This window comes from Polynucleobacter aenigmaticus (genome assembly GCF_002206635.1).
In the GTDB taxonomy this organism is placed as follows: Bacteria; Pseudomonadota; Gammaproteobacteria; order Burkholderiales; family Burkholderiaceae; genus Polynucleobacter; species Polynucleobacter aenigmaticus.
In genome coordinates this window covers 45,698-60,095 of the sequence record NZ_NGUO01000004.1, presented here as the reverse complement: position 1 = coordinate 60,095, position 14,398 = coordinate 45,698, and the positions used below count along the sequence as shown (strand labels likewise).

The window sequence follows — 14,398 nt, the reverse complement described above, 5'->3', positions numbered from 1 at the left end:
AGATGATGAAACATTCCATACCGCTAAGAGCATTATCAGTTTTGCTGCAGTACCCAGAGCCAGAGGTCATTTCACATTTATCGGAGATTAGCCAGGCTTTGCAAGATATTCCCAAGCTGAGTAAAAAAGTAAAGACTGGTCTTGATAGCTTTGCAGGACATATTCAATCCACGGATATATATGAGCTTCAAGAAGAGTATGTCGAATGCTTCGATCGCGGTAGAGCAACATCTTTGCATCTCTTTGAGCATGTGCATGGTGACTCTCGAGAGCGTGGTCAGGCTATGGTTGATTTATTGCAAACTTATAAAGATGGTGGGATGGAGCTCAGTGCCAATGAGTTACCAGATCATTTATCGGTCATTTTAGAGTTTGCATCTACCTTGCCCATTGAACAGTCTAAGCAATTCATTGGGGAGATGGCGCATATTTTAAATGCAGTGTATTCCACTTTGGTTGGCCGCAACAATCGTTATGCCTGGTTGATTGCTGCAGCAATTGAGTTCTCTGGTGAAAAAGTCAAGATCGTTGAATTAAAAATTGAAGAAAAATCCATGGATGAAGAGTGGGAAGAGCCGCCTGCATTTGATGGATGTTCCACTCGCGGTCAGTCTAAACCAGGTGAAGAACAGACACTTCATTTTGTGAAACCCACAAAAGAATTAAAAGGAGTTCAGCCATGAGCTATCTAGATACATTTATTTTTGGAATTTACCCCTATATTTGCCTCACAGTTTTCTTCGTAGGCAGCTTAATACGATTTGATAGAGATCAGTACACATGGAAGAGTGACTCCAGTCAGCTCTTACGCAAGAAGCAATTGCGTATTGGAAGCATCTTTTTTCATGTGGGCGTACTCTTTTTATTTTTTGGACATTTCTTTGGAATGTTAGCCCCTCACTTCCTATATGAGCACTTCATTACCGCAGGACAAAAACAGCTCATGGCTATGGTTAGCGGGGGTATTGCCGGCCTCTTTGGGTTTATTGGTTTAACTATTCTTTTGCACAGACGTTTGACTGATGATCGTATTCGAATTAACTCTAAGCCAAGTGATATTTTGATTGCCGTTGTGCTCTGGCTTCAGCTTCTTTTAGGTCTGGCCACTATACCCCTATCCGGTCAGCATTTAGATGGATCCATGATGATGAAATTGGCTGGCTGGGCTCAGCATATTGTGACTTTTCAAGCCGGTGCAGTCGACCTATTGGGCGGTGTTGATTGGGTATTTAAGTTGCATATGTTCCTGGGCATGACCATCTTTTTAATCTTCCCATTTACCCGTTTAGTCCATGTATGGAGTGGGTTTGCTTCTTTAGGTTACTTAACTAGACCTTATCAAGTGGTTCGTAGTAAACACTTGGGAATTGGTCGCAAGAAAACTTAAATGGTGAATTGACGATGCCTGATGAATTGCTAGATCGTTTGCGAAAATTTAAGACAGAATATTTTCCTGCGCATCGCCATGAATTTACTAGTCTTATTCAGAATGGCCAGACCCCAAAGACTTTATTTTTAGGCTGCTCAGATTCAAGAATAGTCCCCTATTTGCTCACTGGAACTGGGCCTGGCGACTTATTCATTATTCGCAATGTTGGGGCAATTGTCCCCCCATATGATGGCTCATATGGGATTCACGGAACCGCTGCAGGAATTGAGTTTGCTGTAATGCAATTGAATGTGAGTCGAATAGTGGTCTGTGGGCATAGCCACTGCGGGGCAGTACGATCAGCTTATGAGGGTGTACCGAAAGACGCTATTAATTTGAGCGCTTGGCTGAAATTAATTGATGAGGCATTGTTGCCTGTATGCCAGACCCCTGAGGCCCTTAGAAGGGTGGAGCAGCGCTCAGTGATTTTACAGCTAGAGCGATTGATGGAATACCCAATGGTTCGTTCTCGGGTTGAAAAGAAGGAGCTCACACTTCATGGTTGGTATTACGTCATTGAAGATGGTGAAATCCAGGTATTTGATGTAAGCGAAGGGAAATTTATCCCGGCGCACTATGCCGATAATTGCGGCACAGGTCCCTATGTAGATGATCATTTTGATGGAGATCAGAAAATATGTTGAACAATCAAACTGCAGAAATGACGGCAGCCCTTATTTCCTCTAGACAATCTTTTTTACCTAAGCGTCTATTTCAGCCAGGCCCAACAGCGGCCCAATTAGAGGTGATTTTTTCAATGGCAGCTACTGCTCCAGACCATAATCTAACGCGTCCATGGAGAATAGTAATCTGCCCTCAAGAATGTAGAGGCCTTCTTTCTGATGCCTTTGCAAGGTCTTTATTAGATAGGGACCCGCACGCAACTGAGCAGCAAGTTCAAGACGCGATGGTCAAAGCGCATCGAGCCCCGTTGGTGATGTTAGCTATTGTGAATGCTAGGGGGTTAGATTCAGATGTTCCCCCAAGTGAGCGCATTATTGCAGCCGGATGTGCAATTCAGAATATCTTCTTAATGGCGCATGCGATGGGATTTGGCGCAAGTCCGACAAGCGGCAAGTCCATGTATATGAAGCCGGTTCGAGACTTGTTCGGTCTAAAGGAGTTCGAGGATCCATTATGTTTTATCAATATTGGCACACCCGATAGATCAACACTGGCAAAACCACGCATGATCCCATCTGAGTTTGTTTCCACTTTAAAGTTTTAGTAAACCCCTGGCACTTTTCAATAAATGAAAGTTTGGTCGACTTATAAAGCATCGCAAGATCTTTGATCTAGATCAAAGATGGAGTAGCTAGCAGTATCAATGGCTAGAAATTTAAACGTACACTTTCTAAAGTTACGACAAGTTCAATGTTTTATAGGCGAGATTATTAATCGGGGGGTTATATGGAAAATAGCGATTCTTGCCCGTTAGATGGAAGTTGGAGCCGTGATTTTTGCGCTGACCATCATACTCAATTAGAAAATGGAACTTTGTCAAACTGTCAGCATAGGGCAGATTGCATTCGCTTGCGAGAGGATCTGGAGTCTAATTCAAATGAATCCATATCAATATCTAAAAATATTTTACTTGCCCGAATTCCCAAAATATTTATCAAACCAGATTAGATTCCGAGTTGGGGCCATGGATTTTACTTAAGTGGCTTATCCAATTGAAAGACTACCGGCGCATCTTCATCAATTTTGCTTGATGAAACATCTGGTTTAGCCTCGTTACCCTCCGTGAAATTAAATTCTTCACTTTGAACGATGGCTGCAGGCTTATCCAGGAGGGTAGTGACGAGTGCCGGGAATGCAGCCACCACAACAACCATGATTAGTTGTAGCCCCACCCAAGGTAATGCACCCCAGTAAATATCACTACTCTTCACTTCTTTAGGCGCTACACCGCGCAGGTAAAACAGTGCGAACCCAAAAGGTGGGTGCATAAATGAGGTCTGCATATTCACGCACAGCATGACGCCAAACCAAACCAGTGCGGCGCTAGCCGCAGCTTGGGGATTGCCATTCATGGAGGCGAGCAGTACTGGCGCCAGTAGCTTGACTGCGACAGGTGCCAGCATGGGTACCACGATGAAAGCGATCTCAAAGAAGTCTAAAAAGAATGCCAAGAAGAAAACAAACAAGTTCACGACGACCAAGAAACCAATCCAACCGCCAGGCAGATTTGAAAATAATTCTTCTACCCAGAACCCTCCGTCAACTCCTTGGAATACCACCGAGAAGCAGGTTGATCCAATCAAGATGAAAACTACCATGGCGGTGATGCGCATCGTATTTTGATAGGCCTCCTGAATAAGTCCCTTGAGATTGGGAATACTTGCTCTGCGAATCCACGCTAAGAGCAGGGCACCCATAGCGCCCATGGCACCAGACTCCGTTGGAGTGGCAATACCGGTCATGATGGTGCCCAGCACCAAGAAAATCAGTACTGCAGAAGGAATAATGCCCATAAGACATTTTTTCCAGAGCGCCCAACCCTTGAGGGTGAGCTCGTTCTCTGGAACAGCGGGCAGGTAGTCTGGTCTAAAGCGCGACAAGAAGAAGGTGTAGAGCGCAAAAAGACCAATTTGTAATAAGGATGGACCCCAGGCACCCAGATACATACTGCCGACATCTCCGCTGCCACTTTGGGTCTTCAGTTGATCGGCCAACACAATTAAGACTAGGGAGGGGGGAACTAACTGCGTAATCGTCCCAGAAGCTGCTAAAACGCCCGTAGCGTAGCGCATGTTGTAGCCGTAACGAATCATCACCGGTAGCGAGATCATCGCCATAGCGATCACCTGAGCGGCCACAGTGCCTGTAATAGCCCCGAGTATGAATCCCACAATGATGACGGAGTAACCCAGGCCACCTCGTATGCGTCCAAAAAGCTGAGCCATCGAGTCGAGCATTTCTTCAGCAAGGCCACAACGCTCCAGAATGGCGCCCATGAACGTAAAGAAGGGGATGGCTAGCAGCAGGTCGTTTGCGAGAACGCTACCAAAGATGCGTTGTGGGATAGCTTGCAAAAACGGCATGCCAAAGAAGTTCTCGCTGATAGCGATGCCGGCAAAAAAGAGGCCTGCTGCCATTAAAGAAAATGCCACCGGAAAGCCGATCAACATAAATACGATGAGCCCGCCAAACATGAGCGGTGGCATCCATTCAAGTGGGATCATTGCATGGGCTTTTCATAATGGAGATCGGCAGAGGGAGGGGCGCCATTCCTCTTGAGGGCATTAATGCGTTTAATGATTTCTGAGAGTCCTTGAAGACTCAACATGAAGAAGCCAAGCGGCACAATCAATTTAATAGGGTAGCGTGGCAAACCGCCCGCATTGAGTGAGTGCTCTGAGACCAGCCATGAGGGATAAAACAAAGTTGTCCAAGATAGCCAGGTAAATAAGATGCAAGCTGGCATCAAAAATAATATCAAGCCAAATAGATCGGTATAGAGACGTCCGCGATCGGATAGCTGAGAGTAAATTAAATCCACTCGAACATGCTCATTGCGTTTAAGGGTGTAGGAGGCGCCGAGCATGACAGCTGCGCTAAACAGATACCACTGCAATTCTAGTGGCCAGTTATTACTAATATCTAAACCATAGCGCAGCAGGGCATTGGTTGCTGAGACTACGCAAGATAGCAAAATCATGATGCCGGCTATCTTGCCTAGTAATTGATTTAGGCGATCAATTCCCGAAGAGAGTGTTCCCCAAAACCCCATACGATCTAGAGGTCTGCGCGACCCCGTTTGATTGCAGCGAGTACTTGGGTCGGAGCAGTGCCGCCAGCATGTTGACGTGAATTAACAGAACCATCCACCGTTAATAGGGCAAACACATCGTCACCCATGAGTTCAGGGCGATTATCTAAGCCACAAGCAAAGCGTAATTCAGAAAGGCTGAGATCAGTCAACATGCAATTACGGCCAACGCAAGCCTTCACCGCATGGGCTACCGCTTCATGGGCGTCGCGGAACGCTAAACCTTTTTTCACCAAGTAATCAGCGAGGTCAGTAGCCGTTGCAAATCCTTCTTCGGCAGCCGCTTTCATGACATCAGCTTTGACTTGAATATGAGGAACCATGTCAGCGAAGATGCGCAAGGTATCTTGCACCGTGTCCACCGCATCAAATAAAGGCTCTTTATCTTCTTGGTTATCTTTGTTGTATGCCAGTGGCTGGCTCTTCATCAATGTTAATAAAGAAATCAAGTCACCATATACCCGTCCAGTTTTGCCACGAGCCAACTCAGGTACATCTGGGTTCTTCTTCTGCGGCATGATGGAGCTACCGGTACAGAAGCGATCTGGCAAATCAATAAAGCCAAAACGTGGACTCAGCCACAGTACTAGCTCTTCAGAGAGGCGCGAAACGTGCATCATCAAAATGGATGCGAAGGCACAGAACTCAATCGCAAAATCACGATCAGACACTGCGTCCAGAGAGTTATTGCAGATACCATCGAAACCCAGAGCCTTAGCAACTTGCTCGCGATCAATCGGGTAGGTGGTTCCAGCTAAGGCTGCTGCACCTAATGGCAGGCGATTAAAGCGAGCGCGTAAATCGGCCAAGCGGCTAGCATCACGGCTAAACATTTCGAAGTAAGCCATCAGGTGATGACCAAAAGTAATCGGCTGCGCTACTTGCAAATGGGTGTGGCCAGGCATGATGGTGGCAGAGTGAGTCTCCGCAAGATCTAGCAAGGCGATGCGTAAGGTTTTTAGAGTGACTGAGATTTGATCAACGCTGTCTCGTAACCAAAGACGTAGATCTGTGGCTACTTGGTCGTTGCGTGAGCGACCGGTATGCAGACGCTTGCCGGCATCACCAACCAACTCGGTGAGGCGAGCCTCGATATTGAGGTGAACATCTTCTAGGGCGAGTTGCCAATGAAATTCGCCGGCCTCTATTTCGCTTTTAATCTGGGCCATGCCCTTTTGAATATCCGCTAAATCTTGTGCGCCAATAATCTTTTGAGTGGCTAGCATCTCAGCGTGAGCTAAGGATCCTGCGATATCCACTAGGGCAAAGCGTTGATCAAAGCCAATGGAGGCGGTATAACGCTGTACCAGTTCGTCGACGGGTTCTGTAAAACGGGCCGACCAAGCTTGGGCTTTGTTGGCAAGGGAATTTTTTGATGAGCTCATAAACGCAGTATATTGGTGTAGGTCTCTGATTATTTTAAATGTTATGTCCCAAACCCCTATTTCTAGCTCCACATCTACTCTCTCTACCGCCCCTAAGCGCCTTGTAATCGCCTCCCGCGAGAGCCGGCTCGCCATGTGGCAGGCGGAGCACGTGCGGGATTGCCTCAAAAAACTCTATCCAGAGTGCAATGTTCAAATCTTAGGCATGACTACCCGGGGAGACCAAATACTGGATAAAGCCCTCTCTAAAGTTGGTGGAAAGGGATTATTTGTGAAGGAGCTCGAAACTGCTCTTGAGGACGGTCGGGCTGATTTGGCGGTGCATTCCTTAAAAGATGTCCCAATGGTCATGCCTGAAGGCTTTGATTTGTCTTGCGTTATGGCGCGTGAAGATGCTCATGATGCGTTTGTCTCAAACGACTATGCGAGCCTTGAGGATTTACCCAATGGTGCGGTAGTGGGCACCTCTAGTCTGCGCCGTGAGTCAGTTCTCAGATCCAAGTTCCCGCATTTAGAAATTCAGCCCTTAAGGGGGAATTTAGATACCCGCATGGGTAAGTTAGATCGTGGGGAGTATCAGGCCATTATTTTGGCCGCCGCGGGATTAAAGCGCCTCGGTCTGGAAAGTCGCATTCGAGCTTTATTACCCATTGATCCTTATACCCCTGCAGCTGGGCAAGGCGCATTGGGTATCGAAACCCTGAGCAAACATCCCAATATTAAAGAGTGGCTTGCTCCGCTTAACGATTTACCAACTTTGTACGCAGTCTCCGCTGAGCGCATGGTGTCTCGTCAGCTGGGCGGTTCTTGTGAAGTGCCTTTGGCTGCCTATGCTACTTGGGATCTGGATCACATGCATATTCGATCTTTCGTTGCTAGCGTAGATGGCAAGGCCAGTTGCTTAGCCAGAGCTGAAGGTTTAGTAAAGAGTCTTGAGGATGCAGAAGCCTTAGGCTTTTCTGTGGCTCAAGATTTAATTGCGCAGGGCGCGGCTAGCCTGCTGCCCAATGGTTTGCCTAAGTAAATATTAGCAAGGCTAATTGCTGATGAGCACCAAGACCATTGTCATCACCCGCCCCAGTGGGCAGGCGCGTCAATTATCAGAAGTGCTACAAGCGAGCTTGCTCAAGAGCGGCATTGCTACAGAATTCTCTCCCAAAATCATTTCATTACCATTGCTCACCATTGTTCCAAAGAGTGATGATGGTTTAGCTCATGAAATTACTGAAACCCTTCAATTTGCGGATCTAGCAATTTTCGTCAGCCCAAATGCCATTGAATGCACTATGCGTTTGCTCGAAAAGTCTTGGCAAGACCTATCGAATTGCTTAATACCAATTGGGGTGATGGGTGGTAGCAGTGTGGCAGCCTTAAAAAATCATGGCATTGGTATTGAGGAGGTGCCCACGGCAATCATCCTTCCTCAAGACAATGCTCATTGGGACTCAGAGGGTCTGTGGAGTGAGTTGCAGAAATTGCAATGGAATTGGACAGGCAAAAAAGTATTGATCTTTAAGGGTGATGGCGGTCGCGACTGGCTAGCTGAAACCTTAAAAAATGCAGGGGCACAAGTCGAGGCCATTTCAGTCTACGCGCGAGTGCCCTTGGATCTCAATAGCCCTGCTTGGAATGACATTCATAAAATGGATTTTTCACAATCACTCTGGCTGCTGACTTCATCTGAGGCGGTACGGTATCTGGGGCAAGTTAAGCTGCCAGTAGATCTCGCCACGGCGATATGCCCGCATCACAATATTGCCGATGCTGCTGAGCAAATCGGCTTTGGAGAGGTATTTACTTGTGAGCCTGGCGATGAGGCCCTGATTACAGCATCGCAAGCTTGGATCTCTATTTAATCTAGCGGGTATTTGAGTAGCGCAGGAAGAAATACTTCGCTCACTAAGAGTGGGCGTCCTTTAAGTCTATAGAGTGTGCGTCTCGCCCAAATTGCGGAGGGTAGTGCGGGATACTGCTCGAAGAATTTTTTCCATAGTGGGCTGTGTTTATCCAGGCGCGCAATTTCACGAGGTGGTTTCTTCTGAGAGTGCATACGTGTTTTTGCAAACAACACAGCCCCTAGTGGTTTTTTTCCTAAACGCAGGACTTCATGGTTGCTACCGCTTGAGCTACTACTGGGAATAATGCTACGTGCCATGATCAGTGGAATACCGTTGGCACAGAGCAATACTTCTCGTATGCGACAACGTGTGATCTTGAAATGAAAATAGCGACTTTCGTCGCTATTTAGGTCTTGCCGGCAATCTCGCAATACTAGAACCTCTAGTTTTTGTCCAATTGCTCGTTCAATTTTTTGGGTTAAAGAACCGGTGTCGCTAAGCCAAGGTTGCCACTTGCGTGGTGCTTGATGTAATCCACCGGAATCGACTCGATTCCATACAGAACGGAGACGACGACGGTGAACCATTTTTAGTTGCCGCTAAAGCTTCTACGTTGACCGCCAGTTTTGGGTTTAGCAAAACGTGGACCAGCGGATGGACGTGAGTCACCAGAGCGTGGTGCTGGACGTGAGTCAGCAGAACGCGCAGGGCGTGAATCAGCAAAACGATTGGCACCAGCAGCAGGACGTGAGTCGCCGGATGGACGGGATTCGCTAGGGCGGGATTCGCTAGAGCGAGATTCGAAATGATTGCCGGAACGGTTTTCACCGCCACCGCTACCAGAACGAGACTCTGAACGAGCGCCTGAACCATAACGACCACCGCCACCACCACCAGAACGACCGCCACCGCCGAAACCACCACCAGAACGACCGCCACCGCCGAAACCACCACCAGAACGACCGCCGCCTGGGCGACCACCGCCACCACCAGAGCTAGGCTTAGCTTGTGGCTCGAGACCGGCGATTACTGAAGCAACGATATCTTGCTGTGTAAAACGTTCGATATTGCGAATCTTGGCGCGATCACGATGTTCAACCAAAGTGATAGCAACGCCGTTACGACCAGCACGTCCAGTTCTACCGATGCGGTGCGTATAGTCTTCTGGTTTCATTGGCAAGCCAAAGTTAATCACGTGACTAATACGGGGTACATCGATGCCGCGAGCGGCCACATCAGTCGCAACCAAAATCTTGGTGTGACCTTTGCGCAAAGACTCGAGACGACGCATACGAACGGCTTGTGGCATTGCACCGTGTAGGGCGCTAGCTTCGTAACCATTGGCACGCAATGTATCAGCAATTTTTTCGCTTTCAATTTGAGTGCTTGCAAACACAACTGCTTGATCCAAAGTGGCGTCAGCCAAAATATGCTCGAGCAATTTATGTTTGTGTGACATGCTGTCAGCCCAATGCAACTTCTGCTCGATATTCGCATGCTTTTCGCCAGCATGAGCAAGCTCAATACGTTTAGCGTTAGTAGTTAACTCATTAGCCAAAGACATAATCTTTGGTGCAAAAGTTGCCGAGAACATCAAGGTTTGGTTGCGACCAGAACAACGTTTGTCAATTGCCTCGAGATCATCAGCAAATCCCATGTCGAGCATGCGATCAGCTTCATCAATAACGAGTTGCTTGACATCACCTAAGTGGATTGCTTTGCTGTCGGTCAAGTCGAGCAAACGACCAGGAGTTGCGACAACTAACATGGCACCTTTCAGTGCTTGGATTTGCTTACCGTAAGGCATGCCACCCATGACGGTTGCAATGCGGATACCCTTCATGCCGCGAACTAAGTTCACTGCATCTGCGGAAACCTGCTGGGCTAACTCACGAGTAGGGCAGAGCACCAACACTTTAGGTTGAGCGCGGCCTGGTGCAGGTGAGCTGTTTGGATTGTCTTCGATGAGTTGATTAATCAAAGGCAATAAAAAGGCTGCGGTTTTACCGCTACCGGTTTGGCTGCTGACCAATAAGTCACCGCCAGCGAGAGCTGCAGGAATAACCTGTGCTTGCACTTCAGTGGCTTGGGTATAACCCAGTTCAGCAACGTTTTTGAGGAGTTGCGCCGCGAGGGCGAAAGACTGGAACTCAGTTCCAGCGGGCTTTGAGTCTTTAGACTCGTGATTAGTTTCTTTAGAAAAAGTCATGCTATTACACATCCCGTTTAAGGGATGTCTCCGTATGTACACTCTTTGTTTTTTATCGAGTGTGATGGTCAAAGGCATCGACCATCAGACAGGCGGCAGCGTTGTTGTGTTTATGACTTCTAAACTAATCGCTGAAATATAGCTGGGGGGCGATGAATCAAATTGCTTTAAAAAGCTTCCTATTATGGCACTTTAATAGTGGGATTACAAGGGTTTTCCCGAATTAATTATAAGCAATGCAATTAACGAAGCCAGCGCAATAAACGTTCAACACCTTTGCCGTATGGCGGCCTTGCCAGCTTAGTGCCATGTAAGAAATGAAGCCCCAAGAAGCCTCGAACCTCTAAAACGGATTTGCGATGACTGAATGCTTCAAAGCCCGCTTTGCCATGGTAGGCACCCATCCCACTTGCACCGATGCCGCCGAAAGGTAACTCTTCCACAGCTGCGTGCAGCAGTGTGTCATTGATCGTCACACCACCAGAGCGCGTTTCATTGAGAATGCGCTTCATTACTACTTTATTCTTGCCAAACCAATATAAGGCCAGAGGTATGGGGCGCTCATTGATATAGCGGATTATGGAATCAATATCATTGATCGCCACAATTGGCAGGATGGGGCCGAATACTTCTTCTTGCATGATGAGTGCATCTTCAGAAACATTTAAGAGTGCTACTGGTGTGAATGGCAATGCAGTCTTGTCAGGAGAAGAAATTAGTGGGATTGCTCGTGCCCCACGATCTACCGCATCTTGAACCAACTGATGCCAGCGCGCCAATTGATGCTCGTCAATTGCACCAGTAAATTCTTCGGGATTGGAAAATTGTTTTTGGGCTGAGTTCTGTAGCTCTTGTACAAACTCATCGCAATCACTTGCGTGGACCACTGCGTAGTCTGGCGCTATACAGGTCTGACCACCGTTTACTAACTTTCCATAAATGATACTTACTGCCGCATCTTTAAGCTTGGCTGTGGGGTCGACGATGGCCGGGGACTTGCCGCCTAACTCCAAGGTAACTGGTGTAAGGTGATCTGCAGCCGCACGCATTACCTTTTTGCCAATGTCACCTGAGCCTGTAAAAAATAGATGATCAAAAGGGAGTGCCGCAAAAGATTCTGCGAGTTCTGGGCCACCAATGCTGACGCAAAATTCACTGGGGTGAAAGTATTCCTGGATTAATGTTGCCAAGAATCCAGAGGTACGAGAACTTCTTTCCGATGGCTTAAGCCAAACCCGATTGCCGGCTGCAAAGGCAGCGATTGCTGGAACAAGCGCTAATTGCACTGGGTAATTCCAGGGACTCATGATGCCTACGACGCCCTTGGATTGCATTTCGGTCCACGCATGAGAGGAGCCCAGAAATCCTGGAGTCGGTACTAATTGGGGTTTCATCCACTCTTTGAGGTGCTTGCGAACATGCTTGCAGGCTTGATAAATCATCTGAAATTCAAGTAGCCGACTCTCAATGGAGTGGCGAGTACCAAAGTCAGCGGTTAAGACTTTGCAGATTTTCTCTTCATTAGCGGCAATCATTTGCTCAATGCGCCCGATTCGCTCAAGGCGAACCTCTAGTGTCGGGTTTGGTTCAGCAGCATAAGCCGCTTTGATTTCGTCTAATTGGAGTGTGAAGCGGTTTATGGACATGGGGTTTCTGTGCGGCAAGCAAACGATTGAATAAGGCATTAGGATAAAGCCATGAGCCAATCCAACGATAAAAATCCATCTAATCTAGAGCGCGCCACCTTAGGCGGGGGATGCTTTTGGTGTCTAGAGGCCGTTTATCAGCAGATTTCTGGGGTGAGTGCAGTGGTGTCAGGCTATGCAGGGGGATTCATGCCCAATCCCGACTATGAATCGGTTTGCTCTGGCGCTACAGGCCATGCGGAAATTATTGATGTCTATTTTGATCCCCAGGTCGTGCCTTTTCGGGATTTACTAGAAATCTTTTTTGTCATTCATGATCCGACGACTTTGAACTATCAAGGCAATGATCGCGGCACGCAATATCGCTCAGTCATTTTTACCCATAGCGAGAGTCAAAAGACAATAGCGCATGCCGTAGTGAAAGAGCTGGAGGAGGCGAAGATTTATTCCAATCCTGTAGTGACGCAAATTGATGCAGCACCTGTCATTTATCCGGCCGAGGATTATCACCAGAATTATTTTCGTCAGCACCCAGGGCAGGGTTACTGCATGGCAGTCGTTGCCCCTAAGTTGGCAAAATTTAGGGCGAAGTTTCAGTCTTTAATTACCCCAGAGTTTCGCTAGGGAAAACTAGACTCCATTCTTTTAATTCTCGTTTACGGCGCTAGGCGTGCAATCCGCCAGTGGGTACCTTCGAGTTGATAGTGAATGCGGTCATGCAGGCGTGAAGGCCGACCTTGCCAAAATTCAATCTCAGTGGGATGCAGGCGATATCCACCCCAATGCTCTGGTCTTGGCGGTTGGTCACCAAAGTCTGCTGCAAAACGCTTCTCTGCTTCCTCAAGAAATTCTCGATTAGGAATCTCAGCACTTTGTGGTGAGGCCCAGGCCCCAATACGGGATGCGGCTGGACGGGAATAAAAGTATTCATCACTCTCAGCGGCACTCACTCGCTCAATAACCCCCTTGATGCGGATTTGACGTTCTAGTTCATGCCAATGAAATAACAGGGCGGCATGAGGGCGAACAGCCAAGTCCCTACCTTTTTCGCTTTCGTAATTGGTAAAGAAAGTAAAGCCAGCCTCATCCGCGCCTTTTAGTAAGACAATACGAGCTGAAGGATTGCCGGCTTTATCTCCAGTAGCCAAGGTCATGGAATTAGGTTCTGGGCATTCCGCTTTGATTGCCTGATCAAACCAGACCTGAAATAAGGTCAATGGATTGGGCGGAACCTCGGTTTCTGAAAGCTGACCAAAGGTGTAGTTTTTGCGGAGTTGAGCAATGGAGTTCATTTTTTCAGTATAAAGAGAAGCTATGGCAGAAGACAAGATAGAGAGCAATTTGGATGATCGTCGTTTTGGGGGCGTAGCTCGCCTTTATGGTCCAGAGTTGCGCGAACGTTTTCGTCATGCCACAGTCGTGGTTGCGGGCTTAGGTGGGGTGGGCTCTTGGGCTGCAGAGGCTTTGGCACGTACCGCTATTGGCCATCTAGTCCTAATCGATTTTGACCACATTGCCGAAAGCAACACCAATCGTCAGCTGCATGCACTTGAGGGCGAGTATGGCAAAGCAAAAGTACAGGCCATGACCGATCGTATTCGACAAATTAATCCTGAAATTACGCTAACTACTTGTGATGCATTTTTGGAGCCTGAAAATTTAGAGCAATTGATTCCATTAGATGCGATCGTATTGGATGCCACGGATTCAGTCCAAACCAAAATTGCTTTAGCAGTTTGGGCGAGCAAACATCAGCGCGCTTTAGTAATGTGTGGTGCGGCTGGTGGAAAGTCGGATCCCACTTCTGTGCGCTGTGATGATCTTTCTCGAACCGAGCAAGATGCCTTGCTGGCAAAGGTGCGTCAAGGCCTGAGGCAGGATCATGGCTTCTCTAGAAATCTCAAGAAAAAAATAGGCATTCGCGCTATCTATTCTCATGAACCTCGTGCGGGTGTTGCTAGTGGCGGCCTTGCTTGTTCAGGTTATGGGTCGACGGTGATGGTGACTGCAGCCTGTGGTTTGGCCGCTGCCGCTGAAGTTTTAAACCTGATTGCTGCTCAAGAGGCAATTGCCTAAAAAACATCAATGAATCCTTAAAGGGAATCCCTGTAGGAAA

15 protein-coding genes are annotated in these 14,398 nt (G+C 47.6%); 8 read left to right on the top strand and 7 right to left on the bottom strand.

Going from position 1 to position 14,398, the window contains the following annotated elements; translation table 11 throughout:
* Positions 1-5: 5 nt before the first annotated feature.
* The 4 genes from narJ to CBI30_RS02855 are packed head-to-tail and all read left to right on the top strand — an operon-like array spanning position 6 to position 2,657.
* On the top strand, positions 6-683 hold the full coding sequence (gene narJ / locus CBI30_RS02870; RefSeq protein ID WP_088526829.1) for a nitrate reductase molybdenum cofactor assembly chaperone: 678 nt from the start codon (positions 6-8) through the stop codon (positions 681-683).
* The gene (gene narI, locus CBI30_RS02865; RefSeq protein WP_088526828.1) at positions 680-1,387 is read left to right on the top strand and encodes a respiratory nitrate reductase subunit gamma; all 708 of its coding nucleotides are present in this window, start codon (positions 680-682) and stop codon (positions 1,385-1,387) included. Before narJ ends, narI begins: the two co-directional genes overlap by 4 nt.
* Before the next feature lie 14 nt (positions 1,388-1,401).
* Positions 1,402-2,073 carry a carbonic anhydrase gene (locus CBI30_RS02860; protein ID WP_088526827.1) on the top strand — a complete coding sequence of 224 codons (672 nt, stop codon included), beginning with the start codon at positions 1,402-1,404 and terminating at the stop codon, positions 2,071-2,073.
* Positions 2,067-2,657 carry a nitroreductase family protein gene (locus CBI30_RS02855; RefSeq protein ID WP_088526826.1) on the top strand — a complete coding sequence of 197 codons (591 nt, stop codon included), beginning with the start codon at positions 2,067-2,069 and terminating at the stop codon, positions 2,655-2,657. The genes CBI30_RS02860 and CBI30_RS02855 overlap by 7 nt, the downstream gene beginning before the upstream one ends.
* A 427-nt stretch (positions 2,658-3,084) precedes the next feature.
* Here CBI30_RS02855 and CBI30_RS02850 read toward each other — a convergent pair whose 3' ends face one another.
* The 3 genes from CBI30_RS02850 to argH are packed head-to-tail and all read right to left on the bottom strand — an operon-like array spanning position 3,085 to position 6,589.
* Complete coding sequence (locus CBI30_RS02850; protein ID WP_088526825.1) at positions 3,085-4,617, bottom strand: TRAP transporter large permease; 1,533 nt, start codon at positions 4,615-4,617, stop codon at positions 3,085-3,087.
* Positions 4,614-5,165, bottom strand: coding sequence for a TRAP transporter small permease subunit (locus tag CBI30_RS02845; protein ID WP_088526824.1), 552 nt, complete (start codon positions 5,163-5,165; stop codon positions 4,614-4,616). Before CBI30_RS02845 ends, CBI30_RS02850 begins: the two co-directional genes overlap by 4 nt.
* 5 nt (positions 5,166-5,170) lie before the next feature.
* Positions 5,171-6,589: an argininosuccinate lyase gene (argH, locus tag CBI30_RS02840; RefSeq protein ID WP_088526823.1), complete on the bottom strand. Its 1,419-nt coding sequence runs from the start codon at positions 6,587-6,589 to the stop codon at positions 5,171-5,173.
* A 43-nt stretch (positions 6,590-6,632) separates the two neighbouring features.
* Between argH and hemC the strand changes: the two genes are divergently transcribed.
* Both hemC and CBI30_RS02830 read left to right on the top strand, forming a co-directional pair.
* Entirely contained in the window at positions 6,633-7,613 is a 981-nt protein-coding gene (gene hemC, locus CBI30_RS02835) for a hydroxymethylbilane synthase (RefSeq protein ID WP_088526822.1), read from the top strand.
* Between the two features lie 22 nt (positions 7,614-7,635).
* Entirely contained in the window at positions 7,636-8,445 is an 810-nt protein-coding gene (locus CBI30_RS02830) for a uroporphyrinogen-III synthase (RefSeq protein ID WP_088526821.1), read from the top strand.
* On the opposite strand, the gene CBI30_RS02825 is transcribed toward CBI30_RS02830, so the two are convergent.
* The 3 genes from CBI30_RS02825 to CBI30_RS02815 form a co-directional block, all read right to left on the bottom strand.
* Positions 8,442-9,014 carry a chorismate--pyruvate lyase family protein gene (locus CBI30_RS02825; protein ID WP_088526820.1) on the bottom strand — a complete coding sequence of 191 codons (573 nt, stop codon included), beginning with the start codon at positions 9,012-9,014 and terminating at the stop codon, positions 8,442-8,444. The two genes, CBI30_RS02830 and CBI30_RS02825, sit on opposite strands and share 4 nt — an antisense overlap.
* A 2-nt stretch (positions 9,015-9,016) precedes the next feature.
* Entirely contained in the window at positions 9,017-10,636 is a 1,620-nt protein-coding gene (locus CBI30_RS02820; RefSeq protein ID WP_088526819.1) for a DEAD/DEAH box helicase, read from the bottom strand.
* Between the two features lie 242 nt (positions 10,637-10,878).
* Positions 10,879-12,282: a coniferyl aldehyde dehydrogenase gene (locus tag CBI30_RS02815; protein WP_088526818.1), complete on the bottom strand. Its 1,404-nt coding sequence runs from the start codon at positions 12,280-12,282 to the stop codon at positions 10,879-10,881.
* Between the two features lie 51 nt (positions 12,283-12,333).
* Between CBI30_RS02815 and msrA the strand changes: the two genes are divergently transcribed.
* Positions 12,334-12,906 (top strand): peptide-methionine (S)-S-oxide reductase MsrA, encoded by a 573-nt coding sequence (gene msrA / locus CBI30_RS02810; protein ID WP_088526817.1) that lies wholly within the window; start codon positions 12,334-12,336, stop codon positions 12,904-12,906.
* Positions 12,907-12,938: 32 nt separating this feature from the next.
* Here msrA and pdxH read toward each other — a convergent pair whose 3' ends face one another.
* Positions 12,939-13,574 (bottom strand): pyridoxamine 5'-phosphate oxidase, encoded by a 636-nt coding sequence (pdxH, locus tag CBI30_RS02805; protein WP_088526816.1) that lies wholly within the window; start codon positions 13,572-13,574, stop codon positions 12,939-12,941.
* A gap of 22 nt (positions 13,575-13,596) precedes the next feature.
* On the opposite strand from pdxH, the gene CBI30_RS02800 reads away from it, so the two are divergent.
* On the top strand, positions 13,597-14,358 hold the full coding sequence (locus tag CBI30_RS02800) for a tRNA threonylcarbamoyladenosine dehydratase (protein WP_088526815.1): 762 nt from the start codon (positions 13,597-13,599) through the stop codon (positions 14,356-14,358).
* Positions 14,359-14,398 lie beyond the last annotated feature (40 nt).

Excerpts from the sequence above, each read along its gene's own strand:
- msrA (WP_088526817.1), top strand. The coding sequence starts at position 12,334 with ATGAGCCAATCCAACGATAAAAATCCATCTAATCTAGAGCGCGCCACC.
- CBI30_RS02850 (WP_088526825.1), bottom strand. The coding sequence starts at position 4,617 with ATGATCCCACTTGAATGGATGCCACCGCTCATGTTTGGCGGGCTCATC.
- argH (WP_088526823.1), bottom strand. The coding sequence starts at position 6,589 with ATGAGCTCATCAAAAAATTCCCTTGCCAACAAAGCCCAAGCTTGGTCG.
- narI (WP_088526828.1), top strand. The coding sequence starts at position 680 with ATGAGCTATCTAGATACATTTATTTTTGGAATTTACCCCTATATTTGC.
- CBI30_RS02815 (WP_088526818.1), bottom strand. The coding sequence starts at position 12,282 with ATGTCCATAAACCGCTTCACACTCCAATTAGACGAAATCAAAGCGGCT.
- CBI30_RS02825 (WP_088526820.1), bottom strand. The coding sequence starts at position 9,014 with ATGGTTCACCGTCGTCGTCTCCGTTCTGTATGGAATCGAGTCGATTCC.
- CBI30_RS02830 (WP_088526821.1), top strand. The coding sequence starts at position 7,636 with ATGAGCACCAAGACCATTGTCATCACCCGCCCCAGTGGGCAGGCGCGT.
- pdxH (WP_088526816.1), bottom strand. The coding sequence starts at position 13,574 with ATGAACTCCATTGCTCAACTCCGCAAAAACTACACCTTTGGTCAGCTT.
- CBI30_RS02845 (WP_088526824.1), bottom strand. The coding sequence starts at position 5,165 with ATGGGGTTTTGGGGAACACTCTCTTCGGGAATTGATCGCCTAAATCAA.
- hemC (WP_088526822.1), top strand. The coding sequence starts at position 6,633 with ATGTCCCAAACCCCTATTTCTAGCTCCACATCTACTCTCTCTACCGCC.
- CBI30_RS02860 (WP_088526827.1), top strand. The coding sequence starts at position 1,402 with ATGCCTGATGAATTGCTAGATCGTTTGCGAAAATTTAAGACAGAATAT.
- CBI30_RS02855 (WP_088526826.1), top strand. The coding sequence starts at position 2,067 with ATGTTGAACAATCAAACTGCAGAAATGACGGCAGCCCTTATTTCCTCT.
- CBI30_RS02820 (WP_088526819.1), bottom strand. The coding sequence starts at position 10,636 with ATGACTTTTTCTAAAGAAACTAATCACGAGTCTAAAGACTCAAAGCCC.
- CBI30_RS02800 (WP_088526815.1), top strand. The coding sequence starts at position 13,597 with ATGGCAGAAGACAAGATAGAGAGCAATTTGGATGATCGTCGTTTTGGG.
- narJ (WP_088526829.1), top strand. The coding sequence starts at position 6 with ATGAAACATTCCATACCGCTAAGAGCATTATCAGTTTTGCTGCAGTAC.